Source organism: Heyndrickxia camelliae, assembly GCF_002844575.1.
GTDB lineage: Bacteria > Bacillota > Bacilli > Bacillales > Bacillaceae_C > Margalitia > Margalitia camelliae.
Window position 1 is genome coordinate 26,536 of record NZ_PIQO01000003.1, and the last position, 15,829, is coordinate 42,364.

The window sequence follows — 15,829 nt, forward strand, 5'->3', positions numbered from 1 at the left end:
GATTACCCTCCTTTACAATAAAGACTTTCAATATCCTTATTGTTTTCGTCTGAATCAACAACGGTATATCCAATAACATTAAACCCAAATTGCCGTAATAACCGCACCCCAACATTCTTCTCAAGTAGATTTGATACTACTAAATAAAGATCATTATTAGGTATTTCATGGATAAAACGTTTTAAATATGCTATCGGTATATTAATGGATCCCTCAATTGGGTCATTATAGGATATATTGTAATCCCTGATATCTATAACCTTTATCTTATCACAAACATGATCAATTGAAACGGAATTTACATCACGTATGGGATAGTATCTTTTATACGTCAAAGATAATAGAATCAGTAAGATCACTGTAATAATAATCAAATAGATCACCTCAACCCTCCTTTATGAAAAGGAAATATTATTGACAAGTTCTATATTATACCCCTATAGGTATATTGTCAACGGAAATAAATATTAATTTCTTTAATTTATTCTTAAGAAAGTACGGCTGTATACAGACTTGTTTATTATCTACTCTATCGATTTAAACCAAAATCGTCTTTTAAAAATCAGATAGTTCTATTCATCCTTATTCTTGTTAGTTGATTTCCCTTATACATCTTTCTACCAAAAAGGACCGTTTACGCGGTCCATCCAGGTTCATATTTATAAATAACATCTCCATTCCTTTGAGCAATCCCCCTAAACTCTTTTTTATCCGATCTTTTCGCAAATTCTGATCTAAAAGTCAGGAAATCAGCCTGATTAACATAAACTTCTTCTAATTGTCCATTTTTAAGTTGATTAAGTAGTTCTTTTGCTTCTTCTGATGTCATTTATACTACCTCTTTTTCATGATGTAGTCTTAGGAAAGCTTAATCCAAAACTATATCTGTTATATCATTATATATATTTAATATAAGAATATTGTTTGTATATGTCCATAAAAAACTACTCAATCTTATTCACTGGTCCATCTTTTAATGCTAAATAAAAGCTGATTATAATAGAAAGCGCAACAACAATAAAAGGTGCATAAAACATTAAGAAATTCTCCATTTATACTCCCCCTAAACATGGTTTTTTTCTTTTCCCCGAACATAGTCTTTATCAAATAAAAATAGTTTAAGCACTAAGTATAGGGAAGGAATTAACAAGCAAAATCCTAAGATAAAGGCAATGACCAGTGCTATTGCCATAGCTTCATTTGTAAATGAGTCATATAATGTAAGATGCGGATAAAGCAAGTATGGATAATGGGATACACCATATGCGAAAAAGGCAAATGCAAATTGACCAACTAATAGAGCAAGTGCTGTACCGTAGTTACTGCGTTTCCAAATTAATCTGACGGTAATCAGAAACATGACCGCTGATATGACAAGTAAATACCAAACATCTACCATCCGATCAAAATGCGTCGGGTTATGCTTTCTGAGTTCAACCATTATTCCAATAACGGAAACTGCTAATGGCCCTGCCCAAATTAATGCAAATTTCCTTAATAATCTCGTTGCACCTTCATCCTTTGCTTTATCAGCATACCAAGTTAAAAAGACAGCGGATATAAAAAGCACGGCCGAAATTGCCAGGACGACTATACTCCAAGTGAACGGACTTGTAAATAAAGCCCAATAATCTAATACCGGCTGTCCCTTCTTCATTGAGATAAATCCTCCTTCGGAAATCGTTAAAACAACCGATAAAGCTGCGGGAATCACCAAACCAGCTGCACCATACATAAAGGAATACCCTTTATGTCCACGTGATCCATAAGATTCAAAGGCATAATAGCTTCCACGTATCGCCAATAAAATAATTCCAATACTTACCGGCACCAGCAGAGTGGTTCCATAATAAAAGGCTGTTCTTGGGAAGAATCCCACGATACCGACAAAAAAGAAAACTAAAAACACATTGGTAATTTCCCATACTGGCGATAAATAACGTTGAATGATATGTGTTAAAATATGCTGTCGGCCAGTGAGCAAACTATAAGCATTGAAAAAACCTGCACCAAAATCGATAGAAGCAATGATGACATAACCAAATAGGAACAGCCATAAAACCGATATACCGAGAATCTCTAAATTCATGTAAAATCACCGCCCTTTTCAGCTTCACGATCTGCAATTTCTTGCTCAATAGGATTCTTTCGGAACATCCGCCCAAGTACAACAATACTGCCTATACCTAGAATGAGGTACAATAAACAGAAAAGAACGAGCATTAGATCCACATGTTCACTAGTTGTTGCTGCTTCAGCCACTTTCATGTATTTATATAATATCCAAGGTTGACGTCCAACTTCTGCTAGCCACCACCCTGCTTCAAGAGCAATAACCGTTAATGGTCCCCCGGCAACGATTAACCATCGAAACCACCTGGAAGAAATGAAATTCCAGTTTTTATACTTACCAAAAACGTACACAGCGGATAATACAATCATAAATGTACCTATCATAACCATCGTATCAAAGAGATAATGTATATAAAGGGGAGGTGTTTCATCCCTTGGAAATTCATTTAAACCTGTTACTTCAGCAAATGGATTATTATGAGCTAAAATACTTAAAGCATATGGCACTTTAATTGCATACTTTATATTTTCACCATCTGTGACACCGAATAAAATGAGACTAGCACCTTTGTCTGTTTCGAAATGCCATTCCGCAGCTGCTAATTTTTCCGGTTGATATTTTACTAAATATTTTGCTGAAAAATCCCCAATCAATAAAGAGGCAAGTGAAAAAACTAACCCCAACTTCATATACAAAAATAATGATTTTTTGTGATAGAGATGAGGGGATCCTTTTAACATTCTAAAAGCTGCAATAGCAGCTAAAACAAATGCTGATGTCATATAGGCCGTAACAAGCACATGTCCCACTTTCGTTGGCATTGCAGGATTAAGCATTGCAAGAATAGGTTGTATATTTACTAATTGACCATTTACTACATCGAAGCCCTGTGGTGCATTCATAAAAGCATTTACAATCGTAATAAAAACAGCTGACATGGATGCTCCAATAGCAACTGGAATTAATAAAAGTAAATGTTTTTTCTGATTTTCAAAGCGGTCCCATGTATATAAATAAATTCCAAGGAAAATAGCCTCAAAGAAAAACGCAAAGGTCTCCATAAAAAGAGGTAATGCAATCACATTTCCTGCCAATTGCATGAAATTTGGCCATAATAAGGATAATTGCAAACCAATGGCTGTCCCTGTTACAACTCCTACTGCAACCGTAATAACAAACCCACGTGCCAGTCGTCTTGCTAATAAAATATAATGTTCGTCGTTTTTCTTAATACCCACCCACTGTGCAATCATGATCATCAACGGAATTCCGACACCGATAGTAGCGTAGATGATGTGAAATGTTAAGGTGACTTCCGTTAAAACACGACTAAAAAATACAGCATTTCCGCTATCCATCAATAAATCCTCCTTAACTTGTGAATATATGACCAATTATGGATAACAGCATAATACCAGCAACTATAAAGCTGACCCATATTAATTTCCTTTCTTGTCTTCTATACATTACATCATCTCCTTTCCTATATATTACCCTCATAAATTTTATTTCTAATGATAATTAATGACGATTTAATAACGTATTTTTGAGAAAAATGTGATAAAGGAATGATCAATACAGATGCATTATAAATAGTATAATTAGATTTCAGATATGATATGCAAGCGAGCTTATCCTTTTATAATTCCACCCAGTATTTTATATAAAAGAATACCTTTAACCTAATCAGAGGAGACAAAAAAGCACCTAATCCACCGGTCCCCTGTATTCTAGTTGGGACCTGTAGTTTAATAGTGCTTGAACGCATATATAATCGAATCAAGAGGTGTATCGATTTACAATTTGTATTACTTAAGAATTGGGCATAGATGCTCTACTGTGGGAGTTGAATCATTTTGCTTTAGTGAGGAATAGAATCAAAGGATTGGATGAAGCCCTTATCATGGCAGTTTCCCTTATCATTCATGCTTGTGGTAATACCTTTTTCTTTGCTAGATATGAAGAATAGACTGACTGCTGGTCATTTTGAAGTATTTTTCCTATTTTCTTTCGTAGCTATACAAAATCTCTTTGAATCTATTACTAAATTTATTTCTGGTACTAAGTTGTGAAAAATATCTTCTCTCTTCGGCTGTGACTTTAAACGAACAAGACGAACCTCATGTTTGGGATTGCGGTAATAGTAGGAAACAAGAAAATATTGCTACTAGATCAATGCTTGCAGTTGCAAAGAAATGTGTCCATGTTCCAAACTTGGCAAGTAATCCACCTAAGCCGGGACCATCAATAAATCCAGATGACATCGATTCACCGTGAAAAGACTTCGCTTTCACTCTCTGTTTTTCCCTGGTAATGTCTATAACATATAGCATAATAGACGGGACCAAAGTAGCAGATCCCATCCCACCAATTAAACGTACAACCAATAAAAGTAAAAAATGATTCGCAGTTGCGGCTACTAAGTTGGAAATGGCGAAAAAGCAATGCAAGCAACTATCAACGGCTTATAACAGTATGTTGAATAATAATAATGGAAATGTAGATTTTGTTGGCATCGATTTTTCTCCTCTATGATTCGAAAGAAAAAATAGATATTACTTCGTTAATTTTCTTTATTCAAGAGAACCTGATACAATGTTTCCTTTGAACATCGTGGCTATTCGTTTTGATCTCCTCGCAATTGTTTCTGCGGAACAGGATGCATCCACCACAACCATATTTGCTTCATCTCCCACTTTTGGCCAAATTTGTTTTCCCTCTAAGTTTAGCGGAGTTTTACCTCCTGTAATAAAGTAAAGTGTTTGGGCCAGTGCTCTTTCATTACTCCATCCGGAAATCTCAGCTAAACGCCCCCCACGTTCTAATACATCTCCATTACCAAATGGTGACCAAACATCAAAGATATTATCACAGCCAACGGCAACGGACACGCCTTTTCTGTGTAATAAGCCAACGGGTGGAAACTTTCTTCCAAGAGGGACACTGGTAATGATGGTGATCCCAGCATCCTCCAATATTTCTGCCATCGCTTCTGCTTGTACTTCAGAGATATCGCCCAGACCAAACGCATGGCTAATAGCAACCTTACCTTGGAGACCCGCTTCTTTAGTTAATTTTGCCAAGCGTTTCATCGTAAATATTCCTAAATGATCCGCATCATGTAAATGTAAGTCAATTCCTACATTTCCATCCACCGCGAGTTCAACCATTTCTTGTAAGGATGCTTCAATATCACCATCTACTGTTGCTGGATCGACACCGCCAACAAAATTTGCCCCTTGGCGCACGGCTTCTCGTACCAATTCTTTTGCGTTCGATAGTAATAAACCATGCTGTGGGAATGCAACAATTTCATAGGACAACTTTCCTTCAAATGTTTGTAATGCTTTTTGAACTTCTTCTAAATTTTTCAATCCAACTTCCGGGTATAGATCCACATGTGTACGTACATGAGTAACCCCGGATTTCAAATATATATCTAATAGTTTTTCTGCCCGTTCTTGCGTAGATGTTTCTAGTGTAGGCAGAACTGTTTTTTCTGTTTCAAAGCGGCCAAATATATTTTTTACAGGTGTTACAGCACGCCATCTATCCCCAAGCAATGTTTTATCCAAATGGCAATGCTTTTCAACGAATGAAGGAAGAACCAGCAAATGTTTTGCATCCTTTTTTGGTAAATCATCTGTAAGGATTTCATCAGCGGAAATAATTTGTTCAATCTTCCCATTCTTTATTAATAAATGGAAAAATTCAGTCTTCGTCCCTGTTACGATGCCATTATCGAATTGAAAGCCCGTCTCTAATCCTGCATTTGTTAACCAAAAATTAGAATTCATATTAATCTTTCCTTTCTTTTCCTATTATGTAAGTGCTCCGTAAACAACTTTTCCATTAAATATAACAGCTTTTCTTTCTGCTCTTCTGGCAACTGCCTCAGCAGAGCAACTCGCATCAACTAGAACAAGATTCGCATTATCCCCTACATTTGGCCATATACTTTTTCCTTCTTTATTTAACGGTGTTACGCCGCCCGTAATATATCCTAAGGTTTGTCCAAGCGAACGTTCATCACTTAAACCAAAACGCTCCGCTAACGTACCTGCCTTTTCCAGACTATCTCCTTTACCAAATGGTGACCAATGATCAGTAATACTATCATCCCCTAAGGAGATGCTTACCCCTTTGCTTTGTAAAAGCGGAATTGGTATTGTCCTCCCAATGGGAACAGATGATGTAATGGAAATACCTTGATGTGACAGTATCTCTGCCACTTCACTGGCTTCTTTGGTAGAGATATCAGCAAAAGCTAAAGCATGGCTAATTGTTACTCTACCTTGCCATCCTGCTTCTTCTGTTAGAGCTGCTAAACGTTTGAATGTAAAAATTCCAAGATGTCCAGGATCGTGGATATGAAGGTCAACATTTGCATTCGCTTCGACAGCCAGTTCCATTACCATATGTAATGATTTTTCTATATTATCGTCTACTGTTGCAGGGTCAACACCACCGACTAATGAGGCTCCCATGCGCAATGCTTCTCTAACATAAGTGACAGATTTGCTGCGCAATAAACCGTGTTGCGGGAATGCTACAATTTCGACAGATACTTTGTCCTTATATGTTTCCACTGCGCTTAAAACGGCTTCTAAATTTTTCAAACCAATGAAAGGATCCACATTACAATGTGTACGAATATGAGTGGAACCTGAACTCAGCACTAAGTCTAGCAGTTTTTTGGCTCTTTCCTCCGCGCCTGGCAATAAACGAGGAAGCAAATCTTCCTCTTCCTCCAGCCTGGTCAAAAGACCCTTTGTAGGGATGGATGGTGCTTTCCAAGGTCCTCCATAATACGTTTTATCGATATGGATATGCATATCTCTAAATGATGGAAGCAGTAAATAATTATGGGCCTCTCGCTTAGGTAAATTGGTTTCAATCGGTCTATCCGCCTTGACTAACTCTATTATTTTTCCTTTTTCAATCCTCAAATGAAATGGCTCTGTTTTTGTTCCCGTAACTATGCCATTTTCATAGTGGTAGCCAGTTTCTAATCTGGCATTCGTTAACCAGAATGCATTATCTAGCAATACTTTTCTCCCCCATCGTTTAAGTAATTTTTCAGAGCGTATTCAACCTCTCTTCACTCAAACAATTACCGTTTATGTTTCATTCAGCTCGCTCCATCGTTGATACACTTTAATACTATCTTCATTTTTAATCTGTACCATAGGTAATCTGCGTTCTTCGATTGGTTTACTATATTCATCATAGAAGGTATTTAATTCAAAATACTTCCGATTATCTTTGTAGTAAGGGGCATAATCCTCTCGTGTTGTAATATAAATAACTTTTTTAGGACTGCAATAATAGAGGGATCCCAAACACATTGGACATGGGCTTGCAAGGATATAGATTTCACAATCAGTTAAATGTTCTGTTTGCAATTTTTTACTTGCCTCTCTAATTGCGAGTATTTCTGCATGAGCCGTCGGATCATGCGTTTGTACAACTAGATTCGGACTTTCAGCAATAATTTCTCCATTCCTAACTATGACAGTAGCAAATGGCCGTCCCCCTTCTTCAACATTTTTAAGTGCTAATTCTATGGTGCGTTTTACAAAATCCAAAAAAATCACCTCATATTAATGTTTTAGGAATATCATGAAATAAGAGCTAAACAACTAGAATTACCATCTTATCTATCTTTATGTCGCCATCTATTTTATTCATATTTGATATCTGGTGAGTTAGTTTATAAATCTTTTAATATTTTTTCGATTTTTTTATATCCACGTGATAGCGCATGTTCCAAAGGAGTCATTCCCTCTTTGTCACCAATATTACTATCAGCCCCGTGTTCTACTAACAATTGTACAATCTTTTGATGCTTCTCTCCTCCGTCACCCAAAATAACCGCATCCATTAACGCTGTCCAATGTAAATTATTGATATGATTAACATCAATATCAGAATTCATGAGGAGTTCCTTAACCACTTCAACATGTCCACGTTCTGAAGCTGGTATAAGAGCTGTTCCTCCAAACCGGTTTGTAAGTTTCGTGTCAGCACCAGCTTCAATGGCAAGTTTTACGATTGGGAGTATTCCTTCTGCTCCTGCGTATAAAAGCACATTATTTAAATTATTGTCGCGAATATTAATATCCGCACCATTTTCAATAAGTGCCTTTACCGTATCTACTTTATTGTTTTTAGTCGCTGCTAAGACGGCAGTTCTCCCACTTTTATCTGTTGCATTAACCTTGGCACCATCTTTTAGAAGTTTCAAAACGGTTTTCGTATCGCCTCTTTCCGCGGATAAAATAAGTGCGTGATTCATTACATTCACCTTCTTTCCTTTCCATTGTGTTTCTTTTGATAAACTTGATGTAGTATTGGGAAATTCATGACAACCTGTCAAAAATACAACAACTAAAATCAAGAAGAAACGATACATCAGCATTGCTCCTTTTCCCATCTGTACAAATATGCTAACATAGGGAAAGTCATATGAAAAATATAAAAAAAATTAATTTTGCTTAAGTTTTTCATATAATAAGAACAAAGCAAAAGCGCCTTGCTCATCAGGGTACGGATGAGAGAAATTAGTTCATCCATTTTCACCAAGTAAAAATTTGTAGTTTCATTTTTTCTGATGTGACTTATCGTAGGGAGGAAACGGAGAAATCCGAAAGATGATAGGCTGCTTGTCCTAGAAAAGGACATGACTGATAAAAAAGCTTATATATGTTTTAAAAGAGGAGGCATTTCCATATGGATATTAGACAATTGAGATATTTTATTGCTATTGTGGAGGAAAGAAAAATTTCCGCTGCTGCTGAAAGGTTGCATATTTCTCAACCTCCATTAAGTCAGCATTTAAAATCGATGGAAGATGAACTCGGTTCAAAATTAGTAGAAAGAAGTGGTAAATATTTTGAAGTAACAGAGGCTGGAAAAGCATTATATAAATACGCCTTACGAATGACACAATTAATGGAAGAAGCGAAAATGGAAGTCAAGGAAGTTGGAAATGGGGTAAACGGAAGACTGACAATAGGTATCAATACGTTTTCAGTTGTAGAATTTCCAGAATTACTTTATAAATTTAAAAAACAATTCCCTAAAGTTACCTATAAAATTCAGCAAAATGAATCCGCACATCTATGCAAATTAGTAAGAGAGCGGATTGTCGAACTTGCTATCATTCGATTGCCACTTGAGCTCGATAATTTTTCTGTACTCCATCTTCATTCAGAACCATTCTACTTTATTACTGCAAATAAGCAGAAACATTTAGGCGATGAAATCACACTTGAAGAAATACAAAACTATTCTATGCTGTTACCTAGTACAGAAGGATTAGGTGTGCATTACCTGATTATGGAGGCTTTTTCACGTTATCAGATAAATCCCAACATTATTGGAGAGTGTTCCGACATTAATCTTTTAATGGATTTAATCTCAACGGACTTTGGAGCGGGAATTGTACCGGAAACAATACTTAAACGTCATAAGGGGTATCCTATATACGCTCATAAAATTTCTAGTAGTATACTATCTGCATCTGTAGGATTAATATGGCTGAAAAATCATTACTTGTCTAAAACTGCACAGAACTTCGTTGATTTAATAAAAGGTGAAGTAAACTTTGGTGATCATAATTGATTCAGACCACATTTTTATTGCAATCAATAAAAAATACATTTTTAATATTTATCAAATTTTATAATTAGGCTGTTTTCGCAAAGATTATCGCTTTTCGTATAAGTATATAATCCGTGAAACGGATAAGATTTGCGTTCTTTTTTACATTCCGTTTTTCATTTGATTATAGAAAATTACCGTAAAAATCCTACTTCCGATTTTTACTCATCTTAAATAACAACAGGCTAAAATCGGCTTTTGGATTTTATACAAAGTATAAGAAAAGAGTAATGATTCTGCTGATGTTGTCCGAATCAAGGCAATATTCGGAAGGCTTTATCGGATTTCTTGCTTTTTCTGTCTAATTCAAAAGTTTTCGATAGGAGGCGTTGGTGTATTGATAAACACGAGTCTTTCAAATGAAATACAGTACTTTCCACTGGAATTTCTCCCTGCTTTAATTATAAAACAACTGACTACAAATTTGTAGTCAGTTGTTAACAACTGCTTAAGTATTTCAAGACTGTATTGAAGTTTTATCTATTTATATTGCACAATTATATTTAAACTAACACAACTTGATTAACTAGTTTAGTAGCCACATCGGATACTCTACGTAAGCCTTCTGCAATAATCTCATCTGCTTTATCAGGCATTGCATTATGACCCTCAATAATAACTTCATCGATAATTTCCATACCAAAAATACCGCCAAATACGTTACGCATATAATTAACGGACATTTCCATAGATGCCGCTTCTGGTGTTGAATAAAAACCGCCGCGTGCATTTAAGAAGATTGCTTTTTTATCCTTCATTAATTGAATCATATTTCCTTCTGAATCGTATTTAAAAGCAAAACCAGCAGCATAAACATAGTCAATAAATGTTTGTAATTTAGCAGGGATCGTTAAATTCCATAATGGAAAAGCAAACACTACCACATCTGCAGCAGTTAAAACATCCATCGCTTTTTGTTTTGCATTTACAAGACGTTGTTCTAATTCTGTTAATTCCTCACCATTTTTCACTTTCCCAAATGCATTAAACAGTTCTTGTCCAAAATAAGGTGTATCTTCTGCAAAAACATCATATACAGTAACGTTTAGATTCTTTGCATCTTTTATTGTCTGCATAAAAGTTTCATACATTTTACTGGAAACCCCTGCTTCAGCAGGGCGATTGTTTGCTTTAACTACTAATAAGTTCATCTAGTATTTCCCCCTATTGTTTAATATACAATAATTGTAACAGTCATTAGCGAAGGCTATTTATGCCCTTCTCCTTACCAAATAGTTACTATATCACAATAGCTAGAAATTGTCTGTTTTCCTGCTTTCTAAAAAACATGAAGTCAAAAAAAGGGTTTCATAGTTCCTTTTCTCTCCTGTAAAAAATACTATTATTGGGAGCATATAAAAAAAGTTTTCGATTAATGAGAGAAAATTTAACAATCACGATATGATGGTAACGGAGAGAAAAGAAAAAAGAGAGCATAGAGGATTATCCTTATTTGCTCTCTACAAGTTTAAAGTTTTGTTTCGATAGCTTTATTCCTCTTGCTTAACTTAGTTTCTGCCCACAATTTGAACAAAAATTAGCTCCTTGCGTTTTCGTCCCGCAATTAGGACAAAAGTTTGGCTTTTGTTGAACTTCACCCTGTGGATGTGATTGGTCTGGAACATTTTGGGATCCAGCAGATTGATTTTGATTCATTTTGTTTAGCATTTGGTTTGCAACATTCATTCCCATCATCATCCCAGCCATATCGGAGGCAGTGCTACCACCACTCATTTTTCCACTGGACATTCCATCTATCATGGAAATTTGCTGATATTTATCAATATTTCCTACCATTCCATAGGATGCATTTTTATTAATCATATCTTGAATTTCTTTTGGATAACTAAAGCTCATGATATTAAAGTCGCTTATGGAAATGCCATTTTCCATGATCTCCATATCTAAATCTTCTTTAATGCCTCTGGAAATTTCAAATGAATTGGACTGAAGATTGAACATATCCTTGCCTTCTCGGCTAATCCATTTCATTAACAACTGATCTAGAATAGAAGTAATCCGAAGTTTAACATCGTCCACCAAATACTGGTCCTTCACTCCAGCAATTTTATCGATTAAAGCAATATAATCATTCACTTTAAAATTAAAAGTTCCATTAGCTCGTATCGGCATGCCCCCGGGTAGTCCTGGTGCAGGAATATTAATAGCATTCCTTGTACCCCATTTTACATTGAACTCCTTCGTGTTCACAAATAAGACTTCCACCCTCATACCGCTGTTAAAACCAAACTTGAATCCTTTCAAAGTAGATAAAAACGGAATGATTTGTGATTCAATATCATACTCTCCCTCGTCCTTAAATACCCCTTCAATCTTTCCATTATGAAAAAATATCGCGTCTTGACCAGGGCGAATAATCAATTTACTTCCTTTTTTAATCTCACGATTGTGCCATTTATAAAAAATCATATCATCCCGAAATTCTTGCCATTCTACTATATTTGCAAATTGGTTTTTAAAAAAAGACATGTCTTTCCACTACTCCTTCTAAATGCTATTAAAACTTACCTCCGCTGCTCCCGCTATGGGAATAACCGCCTCTTGTAACTCCTCCACCGCCGCCGCTTTTATTATTATTGGACGGCTTCCTTTGCTTAGTTACCGTTTGCCTTATAAACACATCTCTCTTGTTAAGCACTTTTGATTTATTACTATCCATATAAGTTCTAGCATTTACTGTTACCCTACCACCAGATTGGTAGGCCATAAGTGTAACAATGATGGCGCCTACAGCAATTGACACAATCAGTTGAAACCACCATTTAAAAAGAATATTTTCCGGATTAACGCCTGGTTTATATCCCATGTATTCATGCGAAAGTTCAATATATTTAGAAAAAGCCTTAAAATACTTGCCATTGGATAAATCAGGAGTGATTTTATCCTGAATCAGATCTAATCGATTATTATCCAAGTATTCTTCCGCCTTTTGAAATCCCGCTAAATATACATCTCTCTCTTTCATATCAATAAATAAAATAGCCGTATTCCCATGGGGTTTATCATATCCAGGTGCATTCTCATCATAGAAATTCTCTACATATTCAATATAGCCTTTTCCGTCTATTCCATTTACCGTAAGGATGAGAAAAGCGGTATTGGTATCCTTCCCTTTTTCATTTGCTAATGCTTCTAACTTTGCCACTTCATTATCTGTGAGCAGGTGTGCTTCGTCATATACATAGCGTTTTTGATTAATTGATTCAGCATTTGTTTTCAATGTAAAGGAAGATACAAGCAAATAAGTTGTCAAAAGAAATAAAAGGCTGCGTTTTAAAAATCTCCCTCTCACCAAAAACCACCGCCCATCAAAAAGGACATGCATTTTAAAGCCAGAAATGTTCCAGCGGTAATGCCACCGAACCACATTGACACTTTGCTGGTGCTGATAGGCGGCTTACCAACTACTTTTCCTGTTTGTCCATTCATCGCAAAAATATGTTCAGAATGATTGAAATCATAACTAATCATCCATACTGGCAATAAAACATAGGAACTATTAACACTACTCGTATTAATTCTTTTATTTTTATAATGGATAGAATGATAGCCTGATAAGGTTGAATGAATATATGATTCAATATATTCTTTGATTTTATCCTTCGCTCTTGGTAGCAGGTCTGAATCCGTATAATTATACTTTTCTGCAATATACCCCGCTAAATATGGAGTTTTAAAATCTTTTAATTGCTCATAAGGAAATGGTTCCAATTTATCCATCAATTCATCATTCATTTTTTCAGATGCATCGACGGGGATTTTTACATAATCAAGATTAATATCGCGGAAAGCATTATAATACTTTGTCTCCGTGTAAATATATTCACCTCTTGTATATGTCCTAACTTTTGTACATTCAGCATCTACCTGTACTTTACTATTTAAATCAAATAACCAATACGGAACATACATACCAGTTATCCCTTTTATTCGGTCTGCCGACATAAAACCCTTTGGGGTAAGCAACCCTTTTCTACACCACTTCTTAAACGCTTGCGTTGCTTCTTCTTTACTAATTGTAAAAGGTATAACTTTTGCCGGAGCAAGATTTCCTGAAAGTCGATCTGCGATAACGACAACAGAACCGCAAAAACTGCAATTGGTTGCAGTAGTCTCTGCCTCCGTAATTAATACCGCTCCACAACTTTCACAATGATATTCGTTTGCCTCATCTTCAGTAAATCTGGCTGTTTTTAACTCTTCTGGATAATTATCAATGTTCTCGTGTTTTCCACAAGCATCACAAGATAAAGTCCCAGATTCGGAATCAAATTTCATATCATTGCCGCAATCCGGACACTTATATTGAAATAACATGTTTTAATCCCCTCTTTAGAATGGAAATAGTAAAATAAAAAAGCCATAGGGGTACCAAAGCTATAGTACATCACTACAGCTTTAGTGAAATAATTCAGCTATTATTTTTTAGTTTTTCTTTCAAAGCATTGAGTTCTTCCTCAACAGCCAAGCTGTTTTCATCATATTTTGCAGTTAATTCTTCTATATCATCTTTAGGCCCTGCATTTAATTCTGCCATAGCATTAGCCTCGTCCAATGCTTGATTTACCTTATCTTCCATTCTTTCAAAAGCAGAAATAGAATGACTTGCACCAGAAACTGATGCTCCTAACTTATTCATACGCTCCTGTGTTTTTGCTACTGACCATTTTGCTTTTAGCATATTTCTTCGTGAATCTAATTCCCCGATATCTGATACAAGCTTATCGTGCATCTGTTTCATTTGCTGCGCATTAGTGGATGCTAATTGAAAGGATGTTTGCAATTCAGATAGTTTTATTGCTAGACTTGCCTTTTTCTCAAGAAACTTTCGGGCATCATCTTCATTTCCTGTTTCCAAAGCTTTCAATGCGTAACGTTCCATCTTTTCTATATCTGATTGACACTCATTTAATTCTCTCTTCACTCTTTGCTCTTCTGCCATTACGGATGCAGTTTCTGATTTCACCTTACCTAAGTCCTTGTTTAAGTTTCGTAAATATTGATCGATCATTTTTTCTGGATTTTCTGCTTTGTCCAATAATGCATTGATATTACTTGACATGATATCTTTAAATCTTGTGATAATGCTCATCTTTGATATCCTCCTTATGATTCCAAGTTTTGCCTTCACAGTCTATATATATTTGCTAAGACGTAAATTATTGTCATCGAGTAAGCCATTTAGAAACACTCAATTATTACAATATACTGTTTTGTACGAAAAAAGTTTCATTTTTTCATTCTTAAGTTTTAGATTCTATAAATATAATGTAAGTGATACTCGACACATTAAATAATGGAAAAAGGAGATATAATGATCATAGTTCCTGATCACTATACTCTCCTTCTTTCTTAACAAAATAATGTGCAAATTGTCCATTTTTAATTTCCAAACAATTTAATTGATGGCCATACACACACGCTCCATCGATTCCAATTTTTTTATTCCCATAAAATATATTAGGGTCATTCTGTAAGATAAACGTTGGCGTATGTCCATGAATAATTGTTTGTGGAAATGAATGATCAAAATGCAGAAATGGATCACGTATCCAAATAAAATCATGTTCACTAGTGTTTTTCCAATCTTCATGACTTGGATTAATACCTGCATGGACAAATATAAAGGAATCGTTTTCATAAAAGTACGGTAAACTTTCAAGAAAATCAATTAAATCCTTATTTTCCTTTAATATAACCTCTGCCCATTTTTTATATGTATCTTCTTCTATGTTCTCCTTAATATCCGTCCCTAGAAAGGATTGAATGGTTGCAAGTCCGCCATTCATAAAATATCTTTCCAAAGTTTCAACTGGTTCCTTCAGCCAATCACAAAACATTTGGTCGTGATTTCCTTTTAAGGCAATTACCCCATTTGTTACAACTAATTTTTTAACAAATTCAACTACTTCCTTACTTTTACTCCCCCTATCTACATAATCTCCCAATAATATTAATTGATCATTTATGGGATCAAAGTTTGCGAGCTTTAGAAGTTCTTGAAATTCATGTAAACAGCCATGTATGTCACTAATAACTAATATTCGTTTCTCTATCGCACTCATCCCC

General features: G+C 35.4%; 17 protein-coding genes. 1 reads left to right on the forward strand and 16 read right to left on the reverse strand.

Features of this window, described 5'->3' with window-relative positions; all coding sequences use genetic code 11:
- Positions 1–2 precede the first annotated feature (2 nt).
- The 10 genes from CWO92_RS05225 to CWO92_RS05265 all read right to left on the reverse strand — a co-directional run bounded on the left by CWO92_RS05225 (position 3) and on the right by CWO92_RS05265 (position 8,495).
- The gene (locus CWO92_RS05225; protein ID WP_101353153.1) at positions 3–383 is read right to left on the reverse strand and encodes a rhodanese-like domain-containing protein; all 381 of its coding nucleotides are present in this window, start codon (positions 381–383) and stop codon (positions 3–5) included.
- A 251-nt stretch (positions 384–634) separates the two neighbouring features.
- Positions 635–829, reverse strand: a complete 195-nt coding sequence (gene ykzS / locus CWO92_RS05230; protein WP_101353154.1) for a protein YkzS — start codon at positions 827–829, stop codon at positions 635–637.
- A gap of 115 nt (positions 830–944) precedes the next feature.
- Positions 945–1,052, reverse strand: a complete 108-nt coding sequence (gene cydS / locus CWO92_RS26675) for a cytochrome bd oxidase small subunit CydS family protein (RefSeq protein ID WP_437177509.1) — start codon at positions 1,050–1,052, stop codon at positions 945–947.
- A gap of 11 nt (positions 1,053–1,063) precedes the next feature.
- Complete coding sequence (locus CWO92_RS05235) at positions 1,064–2,089, reverse strand: cytochrome d ubiquinol oxidase subunit II (protein WP_101353155.1); 1,026 nt, start codon at positions 2,087–2,089, stop codon at positions 1,064–1,066.
- Complete coding sequence (locus tag CWO92_RS05240) at positions 2,086–3,432, reverse strand: cytochrome ubiquinol oxidase subunit I (protein WP_101353156.1); 1,347 nt, start codon at positions 3,430–3,432, stop codon at positions 2,086–2,088. Before CWO92_RS05240 ends, CWO92_RS05235 begins: the two co-directional genes overlap by 4 nt.
- Positions 3,433–4,194: 762 nt before the next feature.
- Positions 4,195–4,524, reverse strand: a complete 330-nt coding sequence (locus CWO92_RS05245; protein ID WP_101353157.1) for an MFS transporter — start codon at positions 4,522–4,524, stop codon at positions 4,195–4,197.
- Positions 4,525–4,647: 123 nt separating this feature from the next.
- Positions 4,648–5,871 (reverse strand): amidohydrolase, encoded by a 1,224-nt coding sequence (locus tag CWO92_RS05250; protein ID WP_101353158.1) that lies wholly within the window; start codon positions 5,869–5,871, stop codon positions 4,648–4,650.
- Positions 5,872–5,895: 24 nt separating this feature from the next.
- Positions 5,896–7,122, reverse strand: coding sequence for an amidohydrolase family protein (locus tag CWO92_RS05255; RefSeq protein ID WP_101353159.1), 1,227 nt, complete (start codon positions 7,120–7,122; stop codon positions 5,896–5,898).
- A 72-nt stretch (positions 7,123–7,194) separates the two neighbouring features.
- Entirely contained in the window at positions 7,195–7,671 is a 477-nt protein-coding gene (locus CWO92_RS05260; protein WP_437177510.1) for a nucleoside deaminase, read from the reverse strand.
- Positions 7,672–7,787: 116 nt separating this feature from the next.
- Complete coding sequence (locus tag CWO92_RS05265; RefSeq protein WP_437177511.1) at positions 7,788–8,495, reverse strand: ankyrin repeat domain-containing protein; 708 nt, start codon at positions 8,493–8,495, stop codon at positions 7,788–7,790.
- Between the two features lie 311 nt (positions 8,496–8,806).
- Here CWO92_RS05265 and CWO92_RS05270 point away from each other — a divergent pair, with 311 nt between their 5' ends.
- Complete coding sequence (locus tag CWO92_RS05270; RefSeq protein ID WP_101353161.1) at positions 8,807–9,700, forward strand: LysR family transcriptional regulator; 894 nt, start codon at positions 8,807–8,809, stop codon at positions 9,698–9,700.
- 542 nt (positions 9,701–10,242) lie between these two features.
- On the opposite strand, the gene CWO92_RS05275 is transcribed toward CWO92_RS05270, so the two are convergent.
- The 6 genes from CWO92_RS05275 to CWO92_RS05300 form a co-directional block, all read right to left on the reverse strand.
- Positions 10,243–10,890, reverse strand: a complete 648-nt coding sequence (locus CWO92_RS05275; RefSeq protein WP_101353162.1) for an FMN-dependent NADH-azoreductase — start codon at positions 10,888–10,890, stop codon at positions 10,243–10,245.
- A gap of 352 nt (positions 10,891–11,242) precedes the next feature.
- On the reverse strand, positions 11,243–12,229 hold the full coding sequence (locus CWO92_RS05280; protein ID WP_101353163.1) for an SPFH domain-containing protein: 987 nt from the start codon (positions 12,227–12,229) through the stop codon (positions 11,243–11,245).
- Between the two features lie 28 nt (positions 12,230–12,257).
- Positions 12,258–13,052 carry a TPM domain-containing protein gene (locus CWO92_RS05285; protein ID WP_101353164.1) on the reverse strand — a complete coding sequence of 265 codons (795 nt, stop codon included), beginning with the start codon at positions 13,050–13,052 and terminating at the stop codon, positions 12,258–12,260.
- Complete coding sequence (locus CWO92_RS05290) at positions 13,049–14,077, reverse strand: TFIIB-type zinc ribbon-containing protein (RefSeq protein WP_101353165.1); 1,029 nt, start codon at positions 14,075–14,077, stop codon at positions 13,049–13,051. The genes CWO92_RS05285 and CWO92_RS05290 overlap by 4 nt, the downstream gene beginning before the upstream one ends.
- 94 nt (positions 14,078–14,171) lie before the next feature.
- Entirely contained in the window at positions 14,172–14,852 is a 681-nt protein-coding gene (locus CWO92_RS05295) for a PspA/IM30 family protein (protein WP_101353166.1), read from the reverse strand.
- A gap of 226 nt (positions 14,853–15,078) precedes the next feature.
- Positions 15,079–15,825 (reverse strand): metallophosphoesterase family protein, encoded by a 747-nt coding sequence (locus CWO92_RS05300; RefSeq protein ID WP_101353167.1) that lies wholly within the window; start codon positions 15,823–15,825, stop codon positions 15,079–15,081.
- Between the last annotated feature and the right edge of the window lie 4 nt (positions 15,826–15,829).